We start from the raw sequence: 22,097 nt of genomic DNA, 5'->3' as shown, positions 1-22,097 counted from the left end.
CCCGATGGACGCCGCGCCGCGCGCGCCCCGCCGCACAGTGCACGGCTCAGCCCAGGTACGGGTTGTTCTGCACCCACCGGAAGCCGGTGCCGCGCAAGGGGAAACTGTCGAGGTCGACGCGGGTGAGGACGACGGTGGCCTGCTTGCCCGCGATCTCGCCGCGCAGGGTGAGCCGGTCGTCGGCGCGGTCCACGGCGAGGGTCGCATATGGTGTCGGCGCCTGATCGGGTGCGGTCGGGGCGGTTGCGATCGTGAGGTTCGCGGCCGCGGGGTCGACGGTGGCCATGACCGGGACGATCGTGTCGTCCATGCGCTGATAGCCCGCCGTGCCCTTGTCGACGATGAGGCGCTGCCAGCGCACGGGATCGGTGGCCAGCGGTGCCACCGGCACCTGGTCGATCGAGAACTCCGACACCTCCCAGATGCCGTACAGCTCCGGTTCCGGTACGCCCCCGCCGTATTCGCGCCACGAGTCCGTGGTCACCACGATCATTCCGGCCACGATCCACACCGCCGCCGCGAGCTGCACCACGGTGGCCCACCGATTCGCCCGCGCGGACCGGAACAGTGCGGGCTGCACCATCGGACCGGATGCGCGTTCCAGCACAAGCACATCCAGTAGCCGCCGCGCCTGCGGGGCGAGCAGCACCAAGCTCATCAGCAGCAGGTGGCCGGACAGCATCTTCACCGGCACGTCGAAGGTGAGGTTCAGCAGGAACACCTGGGCCATGCTGATCACGCTGAGCATGGCACCGAGCGTCGCGGTGCGCGGCCAGAACAGCAGCAGCCCCGCGAGCACCTCGGCGGCACCCAGCGCCACCTCATAGGCCGGTGCCGAACCGACCTGCGTCCACAGCATCGCCATCGGGCTCAGGTCGCCTACCCGGGTGAGCAGGGTGGTCAGCGCCGGTTCCGGCATCTGGGTGGGGACCAGTTTCGTGAAACCGTAGAACAGCATCTGCCCGCCGACAGCCAGGCGCAGGCCGGTGAGGAACCAGCTCGCCACCCGGGGATAGGCGCGGCGGCGGCGGTCAAGAATCGACCACACCGCGGTGACCAGGATCGCGACCATCAGCACCAAGCCGCACTGGATCCAGATGGCGGCCTGGTCGCCGCTGCCGTTCATCTCCAGCTCGGCGTACACGCCGAACACGTGCTCCCCGATCCAGCTGCTCACGGGGGCCAGCGTGAGCAGCTGCCAGGCAACGGCGTCCTCGGGCATCTTCAGCGCGATCACGCCGAGGAAGACGAAGGTGATCTGAGCCATCCACAGGCAGAACAGGCCGAAGTAGGCGACGCAGAACCGGAACGCGATCAGGCTGAGCGGGTGCCACCTGGGCGCCGGTGCACGCACCGGCTCCTCGACTGTGCGCTCCGCGGCGACTGCGGTCACTACGTACCTCCCTATCGAAAACGGCTGTCCGGCAAGCTTTACCGAGAACGACACGCACGCGCATCGGGGGAAACCCCGATCTTGGAGGTGTCAACCCTGAATCCCGCTCACCGACGCCCGCCTTACATTCCGGCCGGTCTTCCGGTACGCCGGTACGGAACACGTTTCACCACGCCGACAGGGGACCCCACGTATGTCCGAGGACACGGACCACACCGCGCAGCAGTCGCTGACCGTCACCGAGCTCGATCTCGACGCATTCGGCGAGCGGCTCTCGGGGTGGCTGTCGGGCAAGGTCGGCGCCGACGCCCCGCCGACGATCGGCAACCTCAGCAAGCCGGCCACCGGCGGCATGTCGAGCACCACGGTTCTGTTCGATGCCGAATGGTCGGTGAACGGGGTCGCCGAGAACGGTTCGTTCGTCGCCCGGATGGCGCCCGAGGACTCGTCGTTTCCGGTGTTCCAGTCCTATGACCTGCCGTTGCAGTACCAGGTGATGTCGGGTGTCGCGGCGGCGTCGGCGGTTCCCGTGCCCGCCCTGCGGTGGCTCGAGACCGACGAATCCCTGTTCGGTACCCCGTTTTTCGTCATGGACAAGATCGATGGCCAGGTGGTCGCCGACAATCCGCCGTACGTGTTCTTCGGCTGGGTGTTCGACGCCACCCCCGCAGAGCGCGCAGGCATCACCGCCGAGACCGTCAAGGTGATCGCCCAGGTGCACGCGATCGACGATGCGGCACAGCGCTTTCCGGCGCTCGACGGCGAAGGGTCCGCACTGCGCAGGCATTTCGAGGCTCAGCGCGCCTGGTACCGGTGGGCGCTTGCAGACGACGGCGTCGACATCCCGCTGATCGAGCGCGCCTTCGACTGGCTGGCGGCGAACTGGCCCGCCGAGACCGGCGCCGAGGTGCTCAACTGGGGTGACGCGCGCCCCGGCAACATCCTGTTCGACGGCTTCACCCCGGCCGCGGTGCTGGACTGGGAGATGGCCACCCTGGGCCCCCGCGAGCTCGACCTGGGCTGGCTGATCTTCATCCACCGGTTCTTCCAGGACATCGCCACCCGGTTCGACCAGCCCGGCCTCGCCGACTTCCTGCGCCGCGACGACGTGGTCGCCGAGTACGAGAAGCTCACCGGCCACACCGTCACCGACCTGGACTTCTACATCGTGTACGCGGCGCTGCGCCACGCCATCGTGATGGCGCGGATCAAGCGGCGGATGATCCATTTCGGCGAGGACACCGTGCCCGACGAACGCGACGACTACATCATGCACCGGCGCGGACTCGAAGCGCTGCTCGACGGCACCTACGAATGGGACTGACGATGAACGCGATCATGCCCGTCCCCCTGGACGAATACCCGGTCCATCAGACGCCGCTGTCGCTGGCCCGGGTGGCGACCAGCGACCGGAACTTCTACGACCGCTACTACTTCAACGCCTTCGACCCCGCCGGTGACACCATGCTCATCACCGGGTTCGGCGTGTACCCGAACCTGGGTGTGGTCGACGCGTTCGCGTGCGCACGCCAGGGCGACACCCAGCACAGTGTGCGGTTCTCCGACGCGCTCACCTCGCGTGATCTCGACACCCGCGTCGGCGGTTACCGCATCGAGGTGATCGAACCGCTGCGGAAGTTGCGCGTGGTGTGCGAGCACGACGATCTCGGTTTCGACCTCACCTGGACCGGGGCACAGCCGGCCGTGCAGGAACAACCGCATCTGATCCTGTCCGGCACGCGGCCCATCATCGAGGCCTCGCGTTTCGCCCAATTGGGTTCGTGGGCGGGCACTCTCGCGGTGCACGGGCGCGACTACGCCGTCGACCCGGCGGTGTGGACCGGCAGCCGCGACCGTTCCTGGGGCATCCGTCCCTCCGGCGAACCCGACCCGGCGGGCAGGCCGACGGGCATGGGTGGTTTCTGGTGGTTGTACGCGCCGCTGCGGTTCCCCGATTTCGCCATCGTGGTGATCGTGCAGGAGGAACCCGACGGCACCCGCACCCTCAACAACGCGGTGCGCATCTGGAACGACGGCCGCAAGGAACAACTCGGCTGGCCGCGCATGACCTGGGTCTACGAGCCGGGCACCCGCCACCCGCGCTCGGTCCGCCTCGACATGACGACTCCCGACGGCAAGCCCCTCGAGGTCGAGATCGAGTCCCGCCCCGGCATCGCCCTGCACGTGGGCTGCGGATACGGCGCCGACCCCGACTGGACCCACGGCCGCTGGATGGGTGAGAACTGGTCGCTGTCGAGCACCTACGACCTCACCGACCCCGCCGTCCAGGCCCGCGTCCCCTACGGCGTGATCGACCACATCGGCCACGCCCGCTGCGGCGACGCCGAGGGCTGGGGCCTGTTCGAACACGCCTCCATGGGCCGCCACGACCCCACCGGTTTCGCCGATTGGTCCTCGGTCGCCCCCTGAGGGTGAGGAACATCCGCGCGAGAGGAAAGGGGCCGCCGCGACAACGAGGTCGCGGCGGCTCCGTTTTCCTGTGCTGTGAACTTCTATGCGGCCGTGGCGAAGTCGGCCAGCAGCGACGGCACGGCGGCGTCGAAACCGGCGACATCGAGCATGCCCGCGTCGTCGGGATCGGCGATGCTGAAGTTCGTCGCGGTCATACCGACCACCACCAGCTTGGCTCGCGGGTTCACCTCGCGGCGGTAGCGAGCCAGCGCCTGGTGCGGGTGCATCGAACCCGCCCATGTCTCGTAGTCGGTGAAAACCGAGAACACGTCGACCTCGATGCCCTTGTCCAGCGCGTGCAGGATGGGCAGCGCGCAGTCGGTTCCGCCGAACGGCAGTCCCGACACCGCGCGCACGGCGTCGTCCAGGCGCTGACGCGGTGAGATCGCCAGCTCCGACAGCGCGTTCGACTGCGACCAACCCTTTCCGCCACTGGTGAATCCGACGATCTGGTGCCGGGGTTCGGTGCGGGCGGTGACCAGGGCGAGCGCGGCCGAAGCCTCGCGTGCCGACAGCGGCAGACCGCCGATCTGCGCGGTCATCGAGCCGGACACGTCGAGCGCGAGCAGGTGCCGCAGACCGGTCGGGTTCACCAACTCGAACGCCGCGTAGAACGCGGCATCGAGTGCGTCGACCACAGGAGCCGACGGCGTCCAGCTGCCCGAACCGCGTGCCGAACGCCCGGAAGCGTAGGTACGCAGAGCGATCAGCACCGAGACAGGGTGCACCCGGGCCGCGCGCAGCCGCGCCGGATCGGTGAGCTGGGCGCAGATCGCGGCCGTCCGCGATCCGAGCGGGTCCAGCAGGCCGAGCCGGGTGAGACGCGGGAGCTGACGCAGCAGTGCTGTCTGCGGAATCCCGTTGTCCAGCAGCGCCTCCCATACTTCGGGCGAGTTCAGCGCGGCATCGGGCAGCATTTCCCAGCCGAGCCGGTACTCGCGAACCAGCGCGGGCACCTGATCGGCCGGGGCGTTCTGCGCACGCTGGAAGCCCTCGACCACGGCCAAGCCGTCGAGTTCCGTTGCGCGACCGCAGATCCAGTCGAACAACCTGCGCCGTTCGTCCTCGGTGGCCGCCGGGTGTGACAGGCGAAGCAGGTCGCGGTGCGTCCAGCCTTCACGCTGCCGGTACTTGACCGCCTGGAAGGCGAGCGCGTCGACCGGCTTGTCCAGGTACCAGTTCGCCACTGCCCGGCGCAGCCCGCGACCCCAGCCGCGGAACTGCTCGATGTACCCGGCGAACAGGAACAGGTGCGTGCCGGTGCGCGCGACCTGCGGCAACGCGGCCAGCGCGGCCCGACGCCCGTCGACATCGCCGACCGATGCGGCGGCGGCGAGTGCGAACAGCGCGGGATTCTGTCGTGGTGCGCGACCAGAGGTGGAGATCTCCACGATCTCGCGCACCAGGTCGGCGGTGTGCTCGGCCGCGTACTCGACGAGGAACTCGGCGTTGTCGGCGGTGAGCGCGGCGGGGCTCACGTAGTAGGTTCCCGATTCGGTGCCGAGCGTGAGGAAGCGGCGCACCCGCGCCTGCGGCGTGATGTCGAAAACGTAGCCACCGGCGTTGTTCACGACCTGACGATTGTCGGCCGGTGCGGACTGCGGTGTGCTGCGACGGTTGAACCGCGACAGAATATTCATTGTTCCCCTCCGATACGCCCGTGGGCGTCGATATTCGGCCCCGGACCCGGCGGGGCATGTATGCGGAATGGGGCAGGCGTGGTGTTTTCGACCGGAGACGGAAATTGCTTTCCGACGCGGGGTTCGAACCCGCTCGACTTATGAGGTCACCAGATAACCGACCGAATCCGGCCCGCCCTATTCCGTCGCAATCGCACAGCGGGCGTGTGTGTCCCGACCGGACGCGCCGAGTGCTCTACCAGACTGAGCTACCGCCACCGCGCGGTGGCGGGCAGGATTCGAACCTGCGTCCGCTTGGTCCAGAGGTAACCGATCAGTGCCGGCCCGCCGTACGACTGCTGGAGCAGACGTTACTGTGCGCGGCCGATCTTGCCCAGTGAATTAAATCGGGTCGGTGTACGCCACTGCCACGACGATTCCGTCGACAATTGTTCGACCACATACTGATTCGCCATTCCCGGCGAGTAGAGCGGCGGCTTCCGCGACGCTGGGGGTACCGACCGCGAATTCGGTGCGTGGCGAGCTGTGCGCAACCTCGACCGCGGACAATTCCTCGGCGGTGAATCCGAGCAGCGCGACACCGAGTATCGCGGCGGCCACCCGCACTTCCGGCTCGGCGGCTCGGGTGTCGAGCGTCGCCAGGCAGGCGATGCGGTAATCCCCGACAACCTCTTCGACGGCTCGCACGATGCGATCCGATGTGGTGCCGGGGCGCAGACCGATGCCGACCGCGACTCGGTCCGGCGAACCCCTACCGTCCGTCACCGACGACCCGTCATCGAGATTCGAAGCCCGTTGCGGCGGCGACGAATCGGCGGATGGCATCAGGATTACCGGCAGGGTGGGTGTGCAGGTAAGAGGCATGAACCTGGCCCACCACCGCACCTTCGGAGACGGACTGTGTTGTGCGCCAGCCCCATGCGGCCTTCGCCGTGCCCGCCTTGGTCAGGCGGGTGCGGTGGAATTCGTGGCCGCGTACTCGGGCGCCCGCTTGCCACAGCACGGAGTCGTGCAAGGCGACGGCGTCGCGGTAGCCGAGGGTGAGGCGGGGGCCGAATTCGGCGTCGGCGTCGATCACGCCTGCCATGGGATGCCCGTCGAGGGAGCGGGTGAGGTAGAGCAGTCCGGCGCATTCCGCGTGGATCGGGAGACCGTGGGTGGCGCCGTCGGCGATCGCGCTGCGTAGGCGTACGTTCGCCGAGAGTTGCGCGGCATGCTCCTCCGGGAAGCCACCGGGAAGCACCAGACCCGCTGTGTCCTCGGGCAATTCGTCGGTCAGTGGATCGAAGACCACGACCTGCGCGCCCGCTGCCAGCAGCAATTCTCTGTGCTCGGCGTAGCCGAAGGTGAAGGCAGCGCCGCCGGCCATCGCGATCACCGGCCCCCCGATCCGGGTGCGGCGCTCGCCGGCAGTCGCGTCCGTGATCGTGGTGGTCTGCCCGGTTCGCGCAGGCGGCGCAGGTTCGACCGGCCTCTCCGCGGCGTGCGCGGACTGGGCCATCCCTGCTGTAACTCCGGGTTCGGTCGACGAGGGCAGAGCTCGGCCGGACAGAGTGGCTGCGGCCTGCGCGTTCGGGTCGGTCGGCAGTGGGGATCGCTCGGACGACATCGCCGGGGCGGGACCGTGTGGAGTTCGCGCGGTAGAGGGCGACCCGCCGAGCTCGCCGGACGACTGCTTTCGATCGGGCACAGCTCGATCGGCGGCTGCGGCCAGTTCGGTCAGCGGATCCCAGGCGGGGCCCCGCACCGATCCACCGGCCAGGGCGACGATGGCCGGGAGGTCGACGTGGGCGGCGACCAGGGTGGTCATCGCGTCGACCGCGCGGGTGGCGGCGGTGCCGTGTTCGACGGCGGGGATGAGGCCGAGATGACGTGAGGGGACTTCCAATTCGGTCATCCGGGGTAGCACGCCGAGGACGGGGATGCCCACGCGGTCACACGCCGAGCGCAGGACCTGTTCGTGGCGTTCGCTGCCGACGCGGTTGAGGATCACTCCACCGAGACGGACCGAGGAGTCGAAGGTGGCGAATCCGTGGAGCAGGGCGGCCAGACTCTGCGAATGCCCGCGCGCGTCGACGACCAGCACGACGGGTGCGCCGAGCAGGCTCGCCACCTGCGCGGTGGAACCCTCGGCCACCGGTTCCGTCCGGTGCTCATCGATACGCCCGTCGAACAGGCCCATCACGCCCTCGACAACCGCGATATCGCACCCCTGCGCGCCGTGGCGGTACAGCGGGACCACCCGATCCTCGCCTACCAGAACAGGATCGAGGTTCCGGCCGGGGCGTCCGGCGGCGAGCCCGTGATACCCGGGGTCGATGTAGTCCGGGCCGACCTTGAACGGCGCCACCTGGTGCCCGGCCCGCCGCAACGCGCCGATGAGCCCGGTGGCCAGCGTCGTCTTGCCGCTACCCGACGCCGGGGCCGCGATAACGATCGCCGGCGCGCTCACGGTCGCCGCTCCCACACGACCGTCGTTCCACTTCCCGTTCGCTCCACAACGGCTGCCGAGCCAGTCACCATTCGATGCCGCGCTGACCCTTGCGGCCCGCGTCCATCGGGTGCTTCACCTTGGTCATCTCGGTGACCAGGTCGGCGGCATCGATCAGGGCCTGCGGTGCGTCGCGTCCGGTGATGACGACGTGCTGGTTACCCGGCCGGTTGGTGAGTGTCTCGACGACCTCGTCGATATCGACCCAGCCCCACTTCAAGGGGTAGGTGAACTCGTCGAGCACGTAGAAGCGGTGCTGCTCGGCGGCGAGCCGCCGGGAAATCTCCTGCCAGCCCGCGAGCGCGGCGGCGGCGTGGTCTTCCTCGGTCCCGTGCTTGCGGGTCCACGACCACCCCTCCCCCATCTTGTGCCACTCCACCGCGCCGCCCGCGCCGGTCTCCTCGTGCAGGGTGCCGAGGGTCCGAAACGCCGCTTCCTCGCCGACCTTCCACTTCGCGCTCTTCACGAACTGGAACACGGCAACGTCGAAACCCTGATTCCAGGCCCGCAACGCCATCCCGAACGCCGCCGTCGACTTTCCCTTGCCCGGCCCGGTGTGCACGGCGAGCACGGGTTGATTACGCCGCTGCCGCGTGGTCAGCCCGTCCGCGGGGACGACCTCGGGAACACCCTTGGGCACAGCAATCTCCTTCTCTTCACGCTCGGCTGAGGCTCAGGCCGCGCGGTTCGTCGGGTAGCCGGACGAACGAACCACATCCGCGACGGATTCGCCGGTCAGTTCATCGAGGCGTAGGTAGCGGGCGCGCAGGTCGCGGGCCAGTTCGGCGGCGAGGCCGAGGCGGATCATGCCGCGTTCGCAGTCGATGACCATGGTGGCGTGGCCTTCGCCCGCGAGGAGGCGAGCGGCGGTGCGGGCGCGCGGGAGGGGGTCGGTGCCGCCGGTGGCGCGGCCGTCGGTGAGCAGGACGAGCATCGGGCGGCGGCGAGGGTCGCGCACGTGTTCGCGGGCGATCACCTCGCGGGCCTTCAGCAAACCGGCCGCGAGCGGTGTCTTCCCGCCGGTGCGCAGACCGGCCAGGCGGCGCACGGCGATATCGACCGAGGAGGTCGGCGGCAGGACCAGCTCGGCCTCGCTGCCGCGCACGCTGATCACCGCCACCTTGTCGCGGCGCTGGTAGGCGTCGCGCAGCAGGGTGACGACGGCGCCGGTGACGGCGGTGAGCCGGTCGCGGGCGGCCATCGAACCGGAGGTGTCGACGACGAAGACGACCAGATTGCCTTCGCGCCCTTCGCGATACGCGCCACGCAGGTCCTCGATCGCCAGGGCGAGCGGTCCGGCGAACCGGCCGCGCTCGACCTGTTTCGGTGCGGCGGCGAAGACGGTGCCGAGCAGGTGCAGGCCGGTGGAGGTGTCGGTGTGGGGGCGAACCATGCGACCGGTGCGGGTCTGGGCACGGGAGCGGCGGCCGGGGGCGCCTTCACCGATACCGGGAACTTCCCAGCGGGGGGCAGGCTTGGAAGTGGAACCGGGTGTGCCGGAAAGCCTTTCGGCGGTCGGCCGAGAGCCTTTGTCGTCGGAGCCATTGTTGTTCGAACCGGCATCGTTGGGGCGGTTGTCATTCGGGCCACCACCGGGTCCACCGTCCGGACCGCTGTCGTTCGGGCCGCTCGGCCCACCGTCCGGGCCGTCGTCATCCGGCCCGTCGCTGTCGTCAGGGCTACCCTCGCGCGGGTCGTTGCCACGCGAGTTGTCACTCCCGAGCCGATCCTCGGAACCGTCGCCGACGGGGCCGCCCGGATCCGCATCCGACTCGCCACTCGCACGACCATCGTCGGCCTGCTCGCCGCTGCGGCCGTCCGCATTCTGCCCGTCGAACGCTTGGTCATCGGCCGACCAGTCGAATTCGTCGTCGTCGGAAGCGTTTTCGACCTCATCGGCCGCAGCCCGCATCGCCTCGTCGAGCTGTTCCTCACTGATCCCCGGCTCGTCGAACGGATCGCGCCGCCGCCGATGCGGCAGGGCCAGCTCGGCGGCGATCCGCACATCGTCCTCGGTGACCCGATCCCGGCCACGCCAAGCCGCGTGCGCGGTCGCGGTCCGGGCGACGACCAGGTCCGCCCGCATCCCGTCGACATCGAAGGCCGCACACAGCGCCGCGATCCGGCGCAGCTCGGCATTGTCGAGCACGACATCGGGCAACCGGTCACGTGCGGTCAGAATGCGTTCGGCGACAATCTGATCCGCGCCGGCGTAGCGGGCGGCGAAGGCGGCGGGGTCGGCTTCGTAGTCGAGGCGGCGGCGCACGACGGCCATCCGGGTCGACACGTCACGCGAGGCCGCCACATCGACGGTGAGGCCGAACCGGTCGAGCAACTGCGGGCGCAGCTCTCCCTCTTCGGGATTCATGGTGCCGACGAGCACGAACCGCGCCGGATGCGAATGCGACACCCCGTCGCGCTCCACGTGCACGCGGCCCATGGCGGCGGCATCGAGCAGCACGTCGACCAGGTGGTCGTGCAGCAGGTTGACTTCGTCGACGTAGAGCACGCCGTGATGGGCCGCGGCCAGCAGGCCGGGACGGAACGCCTGCTCCCCGTCGCGCAGCACCCGCTCGAGATCCAGCGAGCCGACCACCCGGTCCTCGGTGGCGCCGACCGGCAACTCGACCAGCCGGGCCGGCCGCGCACCGGTCTCGTCGACCACCGGCGGCAGCAACTGCGCCAGCGCGCGCACCACGGTCGACTTCGCGGTGCCCTTCTCGCCACGCACCAGCACCCCGCCGATTCCCGGGTGCACCGCCGACAAGATCAACGCCAGCTGCAACCGCTCCTGCCCCACCACAGCGGAGAACGGGAACCCCGCCTCACCCACTCCCCGCGCAGCGGTGTGCGGACCAGCGGCAACATCAGCAAAACCAGGCACGCCCCCACTGTATGCGCGGCCCGTTCGCCCCCGATCCCCGGGCATCACTGCCCGACGAGCGGCACCCGGTGCGCCGCCCGCGACGATCGCATCCAGCGGCGCCCCGCCATAGTGGCGCGCGTCCCTCGACGGACCGGAAGGCATGGCAGACGCAGGGAGTCGGAGAGGGAAACCCGAGGGATCAGCCGCGACGCATCGGGACGTGCATGATGCCGTCGTCGTCGTATTCCGGTCCGTCGACGGCGAAGCCGAACTTGGCGTACATGTCGACCAGATGTGATTGGGCATCCAATCGCACAGTCGCCGAACCGGTCTCGGCCAGCGCGGCCTGTATCAGCCGGGTCGTGTAGCCGCGCTTGCGAGCATCCGCCGCGACGCAGACCCGGCCGATGCGGAACCCGTCCGGTTCCTCGAGCAGGCGCAGCGTCGCGGCGATCTCGCCGTCGTCCTCGATCCACAGGTGACGCGTGCCGGGAAGCAGGTCACGCCCGTCCAGTTCGGGGTAGGCGCATTCCTGCTCCACGACGAATACGTCGACGCGCAATGTCAGCAGCCGGTACAGGGTGGTGGAGTCGAGGTCCGCCGCCCACGACCGTTTCAGCACGACCGGCACGGCGGACTATCGCACCTGGGCGAAGCCGAGCGCGTCTTCCTGGGTGGTGGCGCTGACCTCGTCGAGCTTGAGCGTCTTGTTGGTCCAGTCCCACACTTCCTGGAACAGGGCCTGGTTCTCCGACAGCTTCTGGCCGAGCGAGGGGATCATCTGCTGCAGCTGCGGGGTCCAGTCGGCGTATTCACGCGGGAAGCAACGCTGCATCACATCGAGCATCGCGGTGACACAGGTCGACGCGCCGGGCGAGGCACCGAGCAGACCGGCGATGCTGCCGTCCTGGGCGGAGATGACCGCGGTGCCGAACTCGAGCACGCCACCGGCACCCTTGCGCCGGATCACCTGCACGCGCTGACCGGCGGTGATGAGCTCCCAGTCGCGACCGTCGGCCCGCGGCAGGAACTCCTCGAGCACACCGACCTTGCCGTTCTGCGACTTCAGCAGCTCGCTGATCAGGTACTTGGTGAGACCCATCTCGGTGAGTCCGACGCCGACGAGCGAACCGATGTTGTTCGGCTTGATCGACTTGAACAGGTCGGCGTTGGAGCCGTCCTTGAGGAACTTGGGGGTCCAGCCGGCGTAGGGGCCGAACAGCAGGCCCTTCTTGCCGTTGATGACGCGAGTGTCCAAGTGCGGCACTGACATCGGCGGCGCGCCGACGGCGGCCTTGCCGTAGACCTTGGCCTCGTGCGCGGCGATCAGGTCGGGGTTGGTCGAGCGCAGGAACTGGCCGCTGATCGGGAACCCGCCGAAGCCCTTGGCCTCCTTGATGCCCGACTTCTGCAGCAGCGGCAGCGCGCCACCACCGGCGCCGACGAACACGAACTTCGCGTTGATCGTGCGCGACCGGTAGGTGCGCAGGTTGCGCACGGTGACGTTCCAGGAGCCGTCGGACTGCTTGTCGAGGTCGCGGACCTCGGTGCCGAAGGCGATCTCGCCGCCGGAGTAGCCGACGTAGGCCAGCAGCTGCTTGGTGAGCGCGCCGAAGTCGATGTCGGTGCCGCCGTCGGTCCAGTTCAGTGCGATGGGGTCGGAGAAGTCACGGCCCTTGGCCATCAGCGGCAGGCGCGCGGCGAACTCGTCGGGGCTGTCGATGAACTCCATGCCGCGGAACAGCGGGTGCGGCGCCAGCGCCTCGTAGCGCTTACGCAGGTACTCGACGTTGTCGGCACCGTGCACGAAGCTGACATGCGGGATGGGGTTGATGAAGCGCGACGGATCACCGAGGACGCCCGCGTCGACCGCGGAGGCCCAGAACTGCCGCGAGACCTGGAAGCGTTCGTTGATGTCGATCGCCTTGCTGACATCGACCGAGCCGTCGGCGTTCTGTGGGCTGTAGTTCAGCTCGCACAGCGCCGAGTGACCGGTTCCCGCGTTGTTCCACGGGTCGCTGCTCTCGGCGGCGGCGGCGTCGAGCCGTTCGAACACCGAAACCGTCCAGTCCGGCTGCAGCTGCCGCAGCAGCGCGCCCAGCGTGGCACTCATGATGCCTGCGCCGATGAGAACTACATCGGTCTTTTCAATCTTCGCAGCGTTCGGCACGGGTAGATCGACTTCCTTGTCCTTCTCAGCTAACCACCGGCGGGTGAGTTCGCTTGGCGCGGGCGCTTGGCAGTGTTGATGCGACTCGCAGTGAATCGCCGGGGGTAGGTTACCCGTCGTTCACCTGAACTCAATTGTGCACCTCAGCAGATCGCCTCACTGCACCCGACCTGCCGAATGTGATGTAAACCAACCCTGCACGTCGCCGTGACCCCGCGATAGATTGGCGGGTGTGACGAACGAAACGCACGGGATCGCCGACCGGACCGACGAGCAGTGGCAGGCCGACATCCTCGGCACGGCGTACCAGCAGCGAACCCTCCCGCTCGGTACCGACCCCGACGGCGAGGGCGAGATCGTCGCCACCCTGGTTCGCTACCTGCCCGACGCCACCGCCCCGGCACACGAGCCGACAGTGCTCTACGTGCACGGCTTCACCGACTACTTCTTCCAGGAGCACCTGGCCGAGCATTTCGCCGCACGCGGGCACCGCTTCTACGCACTCGACCTGCGAAAATGCGGCCGCTCACGGCGCGAGGGGCAGAGCGCCCACTACGTCAGCGACCTGGCGCTCTACGACAGCGAACTCGACGAGGCGCTGCGGATCGCGCGCGAGGAGACCGGCAACGATGTGCTGATCCTGGCGCACTCGACCGGCGGCCTGATCACGCCGCTGTGGCTGGACCGGCTCGAGGCCGCGGGCGGCAGCGCGGCGGCGGGCGTAGCCGGAGTGGTGCTCAACAGCCCCTGGTTCGATCTGCAGGGACCGTCGTACTACCGCACCGTCGGCACGCCCATCATCAACGCCGTCGGCCGGTTCCGGGCGTTCGCGCAGATCCCGGGCATGGGTGTGAGTACCGCCTACGGCGACAGCCTGCACCACACCCGCTCGGGTGAATGGGACTACAACCTGGACTGGAAACCGTTGACCGGCGAACCAGTGCGTCTGGGCTGGTTGCGGGCGATCCGGCAGGGCCAGGCGCGGCTGCAGCAGGGGCTCACCATCGGGGTGCCCGCGCTGATCCTGCGTTCGCGGGTCACCAAGTTCGCGCGGCAGCACAGTGCCGCCGTCGACGTCGCCGATGCCGTGCTCGACGTCAAGCAGATCCAGCGCTGGGCCGGCTGCCTGGGCGAACGCACCACCATCGTCCCCATCGACGGCGCCCGCCACGACGTGTTCCTGTCCTCGGAGGCCGTCCGCGCCGTCGCGTTCGCCGAGACCGACAGCTGGCTCGACTGGCTCGCCGCCTACCGCAAGTCCTGATCCCGGTTCACCAGAGGCTGGTGCGCAGGACGATCTCGGTGGCGAGTTCGTGGCCCGCCTCGGTGGCGATGTTGTCGACTTCCAGAGGGACGACACGGAATTCGCCGTAGACGTAGCGACCGGAGGCGTCGGCGGTCGCGCGTGGGAGGCTCTTGGTGACCATCATCGTCACCGGGAGTTCGAGCGGCGGACAGGCCGGGTCGGGGATCGTGCCGTCGGCTCCCGGCACGGCGGGATGGCCGTGGTCCGCGACGACGAGACTCATGAACCGGCCGAACCTGCCCGCGCACACCCGCCACGCGAGCGCCGCCCCCGCACCGCGTCCGGCCACGTTCACATAGGGCAGTTCGAGTTCGTCGAGAATTGCGTGCACCCCCGCCGGCTCGAGGCCTTCGACGGACTCCACGACGACGGTCTGCAGATCGGATTCGTGCAGCCGCGCGCACACCTTGTCGAACACGTCAGCAGGGTCGTCCGCATCGGGAAGCAGCAGCACATTGTGCCGCGAGGAGGGCCCGTCGACCCGCACTGTCCAGGCCTGGTCACCGACCGTGATCTGCCGAGATTTCATGCCGGTTTACGGTACACGCCCACCCTGAACGCCACCTGTCGTTCGGCCCCGGCGCTCCGACCGTCCGATGCCCGTGTACTGGGCTTTCACTGCCGGGAACCGCCGAATTGCCAAACCTGTCACAAGAGGAGTCTCCTTCCGGTGAGGACGAGAGCGGTCCCACACCCGCGCGGCCTCGCGACCTGAGGCACAGCCGTGCCACTCGCCATAGGATGGCCATCGAGTTCTATCGACATCATGGGGGGCATGTGAAAAGGATCATTCAGGCTGCGCTGTGCGCGGTCGGCGCCGTCGTCTTCGGAGCAGGGGCGCTGACGGGGGTCGCCTATCTGTTCAACGCCACCGCCTACCTCGCAGGCTTCGGTGAAAAGGTCACCGTCCGAATCGAGGAAAGCTCCACCTCGGGGATGAGCAGCGGCCACGCGGGCATCGGAACGACCATCGAGGACGGGCGCACAGTCCGCCTCTTCGACGTCACCGCGGGCGAAACAGTCGACGCCCGAATGGTTCTCATCGACATCGGCAAAGACACCCAGGCGTACACCACGCCCGCCACCGCCGCCAAGGACTACATCTGGATCTTCGGCGTCGTCGTACTCGGCGCCCCGGCCCTCGTATTCGGCTTCGCCGCGTACGCGCTCAGCCGTGGCCGACCGAAACCGGGCAACACCACCGCCGAATCCACGACGTGAGCGCTTTACTCGCCGGGTACGTCGAGGATTCCCGTTCGGATGATCGGGAGGTCGTTCGCGCCGCGCGCTATCAGTTCTTCCAGGACGGGGATGTCGACATGCTTCTCGATCAGGTCGGCGAGTAGGTCGAGCTGGGCTTCTCGCACGGCGGCGACGGACGTGTCGGGGGCGACGGTGAAGCCGGTACGTCCCGCTCGAGTGGCGACTTCGGTCAGCCAGGCGCGGCGGAATTCGTCGGATTCGAGCACGCCGTGCACGTGCGTGCCCCAGATCGCTTCTCGTGCACTGCCTTCCGGAGCGCCGTCGATGGTGAGCCAGGCGGGATCGCCGGTACGCCGCACCCGGCCGTGGTGGATTTCATAGCCGTGGACAGGGATGCCTACGGCAGTCCCGGCTACTTGCTGTGCGATCTTCGGCTCCGCGAACTCGATGTCCAAGTCGAACAGCCCGAGGCCGTCGCCCACCCATGGACTCCCGGACGGAATCCCCTCGTCTGCAGGCGTACCTCCCGGGGCGGCGTCGAACTCGGGAACAGCAGCCGTGGGCGACGGGAGGCGATCTCCGCCCACGTATTCCACGCCGTCGACGATGCGACGGCCGAGCATTTGGTAGCCGCCGCAGATGCCGAGGACGGGGCGTCCGGTGGCGGCACGTGTGCGCAGCGCCTCGTCGATTCCCTTGGCGCGCAACCACTCCAGGTCGGAAACGGTGGATTTGGAACCGGGGACCACCACGAGGTCGGCGTTGGTCAATTGGTGGGGGCTGTCGGCCCAGTGGACCGAGACGCCGGGTTCGCAGGCCAGGGCTTCGATGTCGGTGGAGTTGGAGATGCGGGGCAGGCGGATGGCGGCGACGGTAAGCCAGTCGGTGCCGTGGGGTGGAGCGGGGCGGCCGACGGGGGTGCCCGCGATGGTGCCGAGGGAGTCTTCGGCGTCGAGCCAGAGGTCCTCGGCGAAGGGCAGTACGCCGAGGGTGGGGCGGCCGGTGAGGGCGGTGAGCTGGTCGAGGCCGGGTTGGAGCAGGGTCACATCGCCGCGGAATTTGTTGACGAGGAACCCCGCAACGAGTTGCTGGTCTTCGGGTTCCAGGACGGCGACGGTGCCGAACAGGTGGGCGAGCACTCCGCCCCGGTCGATATCGCCGACGACGAGAACCGGAAGATCCGCCGCACGTGCCAGACCCATGTTCGCCAGATCGGTGGCGCGCAGGTTGATCTCGGCCGGCGACCCGGCGCCCTCACAAATCACCACATCGAATTCGGCACGCAGCGAGGCGAGTTCGTCCGCCACCACTTCACGCAACTGCTGACGACGCGTGAAATAGTCTCGCGCACCGATGGTTCCGATCGCCTTCCCACGCACCACCAATTGGGAACGGCGATCACTGCCGGGCTTCAACAGCACCGGGTTGAACCGCACGCTCGGCTCGAGCCCACACGCACGCGCCTGCAGAGCCTGGGCGCGCCCGATCTCCCCACCGTCGAGCGTGACGACGGAATTGTTCGACATGTTCTGCGCCTTGAACGGCGCGACCCGCACGCCGCGCCGCGCCAGCATCCGGCAGATCCCCGCCACCACAACGCTTTTGCCCGCGTCGGAGGTGGTCCCGGCGATCAGCAGTGCCCCGCGCAGCACACCGCTCACGGCAGGGTCAGGATTTCCGCGCCCGTCTCGGTGACCACCAGGGTGTGCTCGAACTGCGCGGTCCACTTGCGGTCCTTGGTGACCACGGTCCAGCCGTCGTCCCAGATGTCGTAGTCGATGCCGCCGAGGTTGATCATCGGCTCGATGGTGAAGGTCATGCCCGGTTCGATGACCGAGTCGATGTCGGGCTGGTCGTAATGCAGGATCACCAGGCCGCTGTGGAAGGTGGGGCCGACACCGTGACCGGTGAAGTCGCGGACAACGCCGTAGCCGAAGCGGTTGGCGTAGGCCTCGATGACCCGGCCGATGACATTGAGCGCACGACCCGGCTTGACCGCCTTGATGGCCCGGTTGGTCGCCTCCTCGGTGCGCTCGACCAGCAGGCGCACCTCCTCGTCGACATCGCCGGCGAGGTAGGTCTTGTTGGTGTCGCCGTGCACGCCGTGGATATAGGCGGTGACGTCGATATTGACGATGTCACCGTCCTCGATCACGGTCGAGTCGGGGATGCCGTGGCAGATCACCTCGTTGAGCGAGGTGCAGCACGACTTGGGGAAACCCTTGTAGCCCAGCGTCGAGGGGTAGGCGCCGTGGTCGCACATGTATTCGTGGGCGATGCGGTCGAGTTCGTCGGTGGTGACGCCGGGCGCCACCGCCTTGCCGGCTTCCTCGAGTGCCTGGGCGGCGATCTTGCCCGCGATCCGCATCTTCTCGATGGTCTCGGCCGTCTGCACCCAGGGCTCTTTGCCCTCGTTGACCGTCGGTTTCCACACGTATTCGGGGCGCTCGATGGAACGCGGGACGTCCCGGATCGGCGACTGGGTGCCGGGGACGAGTGGCTGACGGGTGCGCACGGACATACCGGAAGTGTACTTAGCCGACGTCGGCATCGGCGGGGACGGGTTCGAGGCGGACGACGATGCCCTTCGAGGTCGGGGTGTTGCTGATGTCGGCGACGCTGTCGAGGGGGACCAGGACGTTGGTCTCCGGGTAGTACGCCGCCGCCGAACCCCGGCTCGCCGGGTAGGCGACGACGACAAACTTCTCGGCGCGGCGTTCGCTGCCGTCGTGCCACACGCTGACGATGTCGACGGTGTCGCCGTCGGCCAGGCCGCGTTCGGCGAGATCGTCGGGGTTGACCAGCACCACCCGGCGCGCGTGGTGGATGCCGCGATAGCGGTCGTCGCCGCCGTAGGGAATGGTGTTCCACTGGTCGTGGGACCGCAGTGATTGCAGCACAAGGTAACCCGGCGGCACGTCGAGCGCGGTCACCTCGTTGCAGGTGAACCGCGCTTTGCCGGTGGCGGTTCGGAAGACGCCCTCGTTGACCGGATTGACCAACCGCAGCCCACCCGGCTGCGCCACCCGCTCGTTGAAGTTCTCGAAACCGGGCACGACGCGGGCGATGCGGTCGCGGATGGTCCCGTAGTCGGCGACGAACTCCTCCCACGGAATCGACGAGGTTCCCAGCGTGCGGCGCGCGAGCCGGGAGATGATGGCCACCTCGCTGAGCAGGTGTGGTGAGGCCGGGTCGAGGCGCCCGCGCGAGGCGTGCACTTCACTCATCGAGTCCTCGACGGTGACGAATTGTTCGCCGCCTGCCTGGATGTCGCGGTCGCTGCGGCCGAGTGTCGGCAGGATCAGCGCGGTATCACCGCACACCGTGTGCGAGCGATTGAGCTTGGTGGAGATCTGCACGGTGAGCGCACAGCGGCGCAATGCCGCCTCGGTGACCTCGCTGTCGGGGGTGGCGCGCACGAAATTGCCCGCGACACCGACGAATACCTTCGCCTTACCGTCGCGCATGGCGCGGATGGCGTCGACCGAATCCAGGCCGTGCGCGGCGGGCGGAGTGAACGCGAACTCCTTTTCCAGCGCGTCGAGGAACGCCTGCGGCGGCCGTTCCCAGATGCCCATCGTGCGGTCGCCCTGCACATTGCTGTGCCCGCGCACCGGGCACACTCCCGCACCGGGACGGCCGATATTGCCGCGCAGCAGCAGGAAATCGACGATCTCGCGGATGGTCGGCACACCGTGTTTGTGCTGGGTGAGACCCATCGCCCAGCACACGATGATCTTCTTGCTCGCCAGCACGCGCTGGTGCGCCTGCTCGATCTCGGCGCGTGTGAGACCGGTGGCCGCGAGCGCGGTGTCCCAGCTGATTCCACGCGCCTGCTCCGCGAATTCGGCGAAACCGGTGGTGTTCTCGGCGATGAAGTCGTGGTCGAGCACGGTGCCGGGGGCGGCGTCCTCGGCGTCGAGGAGCAGCCGGTTCAGCATGCGGAACAGGGCGAGGTCGCCGCCGGGGCGGATCTTGAGGAACTGGTCGGCGATGGCGGTGCCGCGACCGAGCACACCGCGCGCCTTCTGCGGATTCTTGAACCGGATGAGTCCGGCCTCGGGCAGCGGGTTGACCGCGATGATCGTGCCGCCGTTGCGCTTGGTCTGCTCCAGCGCCGAGAGCATGCGCGGATGATTGGTGCCGGGGTTCTGGCCGACGACGAAGATCAGGTCGGCCTGGTAGATGTCCTCCAGCGACACGCTGCCCTTGCCGACGCCCAGGGTTTCGGTGAGCGCCGAGCCGCTGGATTCGTGGCACATGTTCGAGCAGTCGGGCAGGTTGTTGGTGCCGTAGGCGCGCACGAACAGCTGCAGCAGGAACGCGGCCTCGTTGCTGAGTCTGCCCGAGGTGTAGAACACGGCTTCGTCCGGCGAGTCGAGGCCGCGCAGGGTGGTGGCGACGAGGTCGAGGGCGTCGTCCCAACCGATGGGTTCGTAGTGGGTGGCGCCGGGTCGTTTGACCATCGGTTCGGTGAGGCGGCCCTGCTGGTTGAGCCAGTAGTCCGACATCGTGTCGAGTTCGGCGACCGGATGCTCGCGGAAGAAATCGGCGGTGACGCGACGCGTGGTCGACTCGTCGGCGATGTGGCGTGCGCCGTTCTCGCAGTACTCGTTGGTGGTCCGATGCTTCGGCTCCGGCCACGCGCAACCGGGACAGTCGAAACCATCGGTCTGATTGATGTTCAGCAAGGTGAGCGCGGTGCGTGGCAGCGTGCTCTGCGACAGGGAGTACTTCAGCGCGTTGACCACGGCGGGGACACCGACCGCCCACTGCTTCGGTGGCGTGACCGTCAGGTCGTCGGCGGGGTCCTCGATCATGAGGCCAGCATAACGGGAATGATATCGGACCACGGTCCGTTTAGACTGGGGAACAGAACGCGACCTGGAAACGAGGTTCACATGGAACTGGGGCTCACCACCTTCGCCGAGCGGTACCCCACGGGTGATCGGCCCGCGCCGACGGCGGCCGAGCGGCTGCGTCAGGTGGTCGACGAGGCCGTGGCCACCGAGGCCGCCGGTCTTGATGTGTACGGCGTCGGCGAGCATCATCGCCAGGATTTCGCCGCCTCCGCACCCGCCGTCGTCCTGGCCGCGGCCGCGGCCCGCACCGAACGGATCCAGCTGACCAGCGCGGTGACCGTGCTCAGCTCCGACGACCCGGTGCGCGTGTATCAGGACTTCGCGACCCTGGACGGCCTGTCGAACGGGCGGGCCGAATTGATGGCCGGGCGTGGGTCTTTCACCGAATCGTTCCCGCTGTTCGGTTACGACCTGGGCGACTACGACGCGCTCTTCGAGGAGAAACTCGGCCTGCTGCTTCGGCTGCGCGAGGAGGAGCCGGTCACCTGGTCCGGCCGGTTCCGCGCACCGCTGCACGAGGCCACCGTCTACCCGCGCACCGATGACCGACCGCTGCCGGTGTGGATCGCGGTCGGCGGCAGCCCCGAATCGGTGATCCGCGCCGGACTGCTCGGTCTGCCGTTGGCGATCGCGATTATCGGCGGGCAGCCCGCGCGGTTCAAGCCGCTGGTGGAGCTGTATCACCGGGCGCTGGCCGAAGGTGGGCACGAGAAGCAGCCGGTGGCGGTGCACGCGCACGGGTACATCGCCGACACCGACGAGCAGGCGGTCGCCGATTTCTACGAGCCGTACGCGATGGCGATGTCGGTGATCGGACGCGAGCGTGGTTGGGGCCCGATGACGCGCCAGCAGTTCGACGCGCTGCGTTCCCAGAGTGGGTCGTTGTTCGTCGGCACCCCCGACTACGTGGGCGCCAAGATCGCCGACGTCCGCGACACCCTCGGCCTGGATCGGTTCATGCTGCACACCAGCGTGGGCACACTGCCGCCGGAGAAGGTGCTGCACACCATCGATCTGCTCGGATCCAAGGTGGCGCCGCAGGTGCGGTGATCTACTCGAGTGCGTCGACCGCCCGCGTCTCGCGCCGTTCTCTTCTCCGGCGCAGGTAGCGGCGGATCCGGCTGGCGCACAGGTACACGACCCACAATCCGATCGCCAGCAGGATCGCGGCGATGACGGCCGCCAGGACCGGGAAGAACACCGCGAGCGTGATGATGCCGCCGACGCTCAAGTCCTCGGCGGTGCTCATCGCGATATTGGTGACCGGTTCCGGTGAGGTGTTGACGGCCATCCGGGTACCGGCTTTGACGATGTGACTGGCCAGCGCGGTCGTGCCGCCCACGGCGGCGGCGAACAGCGTGGGCAGCGAATCGTCTTGCCCGGCAATCAGAGCCGATACCACCGCACCGGAGGCCGGGCGCACGACCGTGTGCACCGCATCCCAGAAGGAATCCAGGTACGGGATCTTGTCGGCGACAGCTTCGATGAGGAACAACACGCCCGCCGCGACGAGCACGTCGGTGCGTTCCAAACCGGCGGGCACGTCGTCGGTCCAGCCGATCCGTCCGAACAGGCCGAGCAGGAACACCACCGCGTACGCATTGATGCCACTGGCCCAGCCAGCGGTGAAGATCAGAGGCAGCACCGACACGTGGTCAGCCTAAGCCCGGGCACCGACACAGACCCGCAGGCAA

The 22,097-nt window shown here is 68.4% G+C and carries 18 protein-coding genes; 5 read left to right on the top strand and 13 right to left on the bottom strand.

Annotation, left to right across the window (positions count from 1 at the left end; translation table 11 throughout):
• Positions 1–46: 46 nt before the first annotated feature.
• On the bottom strand, positions 47–1,393 hold the full coding sequence (locus tag ACSVDM_RS22065; protein ID WP_439267456.1) for a DoxX family protein: 1,347 nt from the start codon (positions 1,391–1,393) through the stop codon (positions 47–49).
• 193 nt (positions 1,394–1,586) lie between these two features.
• On the opposite strand from ACSVDM_RS22065, the gene ACSVDM_RS22060 reads away from it, so the two are divergent.
• On the top strand, positions 1,587–2,717 hold the full coding sequence (locus ACSVDM_RS22060) for a phosphotransferase family protein (protein WP_439267454.1): 1,131 nt from the start codon (positions 1,587–1,589) through the stop codon (positions 2,715–2,717).
• 14 nt (positions 2,718–2,731) lie between these two features.
• Positions 2,732–3,823, top strand: coding sequence for a hypothetical protein (locus ACSVDM_RS22055; RefSeq protein WP_439267452.1), 1,092 nt, complete (start codon positions 2,732–2,734; stop codon positions 3,821–3,823).
• An 83-nt stretch (positions 3,824–3,906) separates the two neighbouring features.
• Here the strand turns inward: ACSVDM_RS22055 and ACSVDM_RS22050 are convergent, their stop codons facing one another.
• The 7 genes from ACSVDM_RS22050 to mqo all read right to left on the bottom strand — a co-directional run bounded on the left by ACSVDM_RS22050 (position 3,907) and on the right by mqo (position 13,032).
• Positions 3,907–5,505 carry a TROVE domain-containing protein gene (locus ACSVDM_RS22050; protein ID WP_439267450.1) on the bottom strand — a complete coding sequence of 533 codons (1,599 nt, stop codon included), beginning with the start codon at positions 5,503–5,505 and terminating at the stop codon, positions 3,907–3,909.
• A gap of 381 nt (positions 5,506–5,886) precedes the next feature.
• A complete protein-coding gene (locus tag ACSVDM_RS22045; protein WP_439267448.1) occupies positions 5,887–6,270 on the bottom strand; it encodes a cobalamin biosynthesis protein in 384 nt (127 codons plus the stop codon).
• A gap of 10 nt (positions 6,271–6,280) precedes the next feature.
• Positions 6,281–7,957, bottom strand: coding sequence for a cobyrinate a,c-diamide synthase (locus tag ACSVDM_RS22040; protein WP_439267446.1), 1,677 nt, complete (start codon positions 7,955–7,957; stop codon positions 6,281–6,283).
• A 64-nt stretch (positions 7,958–8,021) separates the two neighbouring features.
• Positions 8,022–8,636: a cob(I)yrinic acid a,c-diamide adenosyltransferase gene (cobO, locus tag ACSVDM_RS22035; RefSeq protein ID WP_181696864.1), complete on the bottom strand. Its 615-nt coding sequence runs from the start codon at positions 8,634–8,636 to the stop codon at positions 8,022–8,024.
• A 33-nt stretch (positions 8,637–8,669) separates the two neighbouring features.
• Entirely contained in the window at positions 8,670–10,829 is a 2,160-nt protein-coding gene (locus ACSVDM_RS22030; RefSeq protein WP_439267520.1) for a magnesium chelatase subunit D family protein, read from the bottom strand.
• 232 nt (positions 10,830–11,061) lie between these two features.
• The gene (locus ACSVDM_RS22025; protein ID WP_439267443.1) at positions 11,062–11,493 is read right to left on the bottom strand and encodes a GNAT family N-acetyltransferase; all 432 of its coding nucleotides are present in this window, start codon (positions 11,491–11,493) and stop codon (positions 11,062–11,064) included.
• A gap of 6 nt (positions 11,494–11,499) precedes the next feature.
• Positions 11,500–13,032: a malate dehydrogenase (quinone) gene (gene mqo / locus ACSVDM_RS22020; RefSeq protein ID WP_439267441.1), complete on the bottom strand. Its 1,533-nt coding sequence runs from the start codon at positions 13,030–13,032 to the stop codon at positions 11,500–11,502.
• A 232-nt stretch (positions 13,033–13,264) separates the two neighbouring features.
• Between mqo and ACSVDM_RS22015 the strand changes: the two genes are divergently transcribed.
• Positions 13,265–14,296 (top strand): alpha/beta hydrolase, encoded by a 1,032-nt coding sequence (locus ACSVDM_RS22015; RefSeq protein WP_439267439.1) that lies wholly within the window; start codon positions 13,265–13,267, stop codon positions 14,294–14,296.
• A gap of 7 nt (positions 14,297–14,303) precedes the next feature.
• Here ACSVDM_RS22015 and ACSVDM_RS22010 read toward each other — a convergent pair whose 3' ends face one another.
• Positions 14,304–14,867, bottom strand: a complete 564-nt coding sequence (locus tag ACSVDM_RS22010) for an alpha/beta hydrolase (RefSeq protein WP_439267437.1) — start codon at positions 14,865–14,867, stop codon at positions 14,304–14,306.
• Positions 14,868–15,115: 248 nt separating this feature from the next.
• On the opposite strand from ACSVDM_RS22010, the gene ACSVDM_RS22005 reads away from it, so the two are divergent.
• Positions 15,116–15,559 (top strand): hypothetical protein, encoded by a 444-nt coding sequence (locus tag ACSVDM_RS22005; RefSeq protein ID WP_439267435.1) that lies wholly within the window; start codon positions 15,116–15,118, stop codon positions 15,557–15,559.
• Positions 15,560–15,564: 5 nt separating this feature from the next.
• Here ACSVDM_RS22005 and ACSVDM_RS22000 read toward each other — a convergent pair whose 3' ends face one another.
• The 3 genes from ACSVDM_RS22000 to ACSVDM_RS21990 are packed head-to-tail and all read right to left on the bottom strand — an operon-like array spanning position 15,565 to position 20,361.
• Complete coding sequence (locus ACSVDM_RS22000) at positions 15,565–17,202, bottom strand: cobyric acid synthase (RefSeq protein WP_439267433.1); 1,638 nt, start codon at positions 17,200–17,202, stop codon at positions 15,565–15,567.
• Positions 17,199–18,062 (bottom strand): type I methionyl aminopeptidase, encoded by an 864-nt coding sequence (map, locus tag ACSVDM_RS21995; RefSeq protein WP_067496356.1) that lies wholly within the window; start codon positions 18,060–18,062, stop codon positions 17,199–17,201. The genes ACSVDM_RS22000 and map overlap by 4 nt, the downstream gene beginning before the upstream one ends.
• 13 nt (positions 18,063–18,075) lie before the next feature.
• The gene (locus ACSVDM_RS21990) at positions 18,076–20,361 is read right to left on the bottom strand and encodes an FdhF/YdeP family oxidoreductase (protein ID WP_439267430.1); all 2,286 of its coding nucleotides are present in this window, start codon (positions 20,359–20,361) and stop codon (positions 18,076–18,078) included.
• Between the two features lie 81 nt (positions 20,362–20,442).
• On the opposite strand from ACSVDM_RS21990, the gene ACSVDM_RS21985 reads away from it, so the two are divergent.
• Complete coding sequence (locus ACSVDM_RS21985; protein ID WP_357394855.1) at positions 20,443–21,453, top strand: Atu2307/SP_0267 family LLM class monooxygenase; 1,011 nt, start codon at positions 20,443–20,445, stop codon at positions 21,451–21,453.
• A 1-nt stretch (position 21,454) separates the two neighbouring features.
• Here ACSVDM_RS21985 and ACSVDM_RS21980 read toward each other — a convergent pair whose 3' ends face one another.
• Positions 21,455–22,054 (bottom strand): DUF4126 domain-containing protein, encoded by a 600-nt coding sequence (locus ACSVDM_RS21980; protein WP_439267428.1) that lies wholly within the window; start codon positions 22,052–22,054, stop codon positions 21,455–21,457.
• Between the last annotated feature and the right edge of the window lie 43 nt (positions 22,055–22,097).

This window comes from Nocardia sp. JW2 (assembly GCF_051843015.1).
Classification (GTDB): Bacteria; Actinomycetota; Actinomycetes; order Mycobacteriales; family Mycobacteriaceae; genus Nocardia; species Nocardia coubleae.
The sequence above is the reverse complement of the archived record's forward strand: the minus strand, read 5'-3'. Positions and strand labels throughout refer to the sequence as shown.

What these genes read in the sequence shown, in the direction of transcription:
- map (WP_067496356.1), bottom strand. Translation starts at nt 18,062, where the DNA reads ATGTCCGTGCGCACCCGTCAGCCACTCGTCCCCGGCACCCAGTCGCCG.
- ACSVDM_RS22055 (WP_439267452.1), top strand. Translation starts at nt 2,732, where the DNA reads ATGCCCGTCCCCCTGGACGAATACCCGGTCCATCAGACGCCGCTGTCG.
- ACSVDM_RS22060 (WP_439267454.1), top strand. Translation starts at nt 1,587, where the DNA reads ATGTCCGAGGACACGGACCACACCGCGCAGCAGTCGCTGACCGTCACC.
- ACSVDM_RS22010 (WP_439267437.1), bottom strand. Translation starts at nt 14,867, where the DNA reads ATGAAATCTCGGCAGATCACGGTCGGTGACCAGGCCTGGACAGTGCGG.
- ACSVDM_RS21985 (WP_357394855.1), top strand. Translation starts at nt 20,443, where the DNA reads ATGGAACTGGGGCTCACCACCTTCGCCGAGCGGTACCCCACGGGTGAT.
- ACSVDM_RS21990 (WP_439267430.1), bottom strand. Translation starts at nt 20,361, where the DNA reads ATGATCGAGGACCCCGCCGACGACCTGACGGTCACGCCACCGAAGCAG.
- ACSVDM_RS22050 (WP_439267450.1), bottom strand. Translation starts at nt 5,505, where the DNA reads ATGAATATTCTGTCGCGGTTCAACCGTCGCAGCACACCGCAGTCCGCA.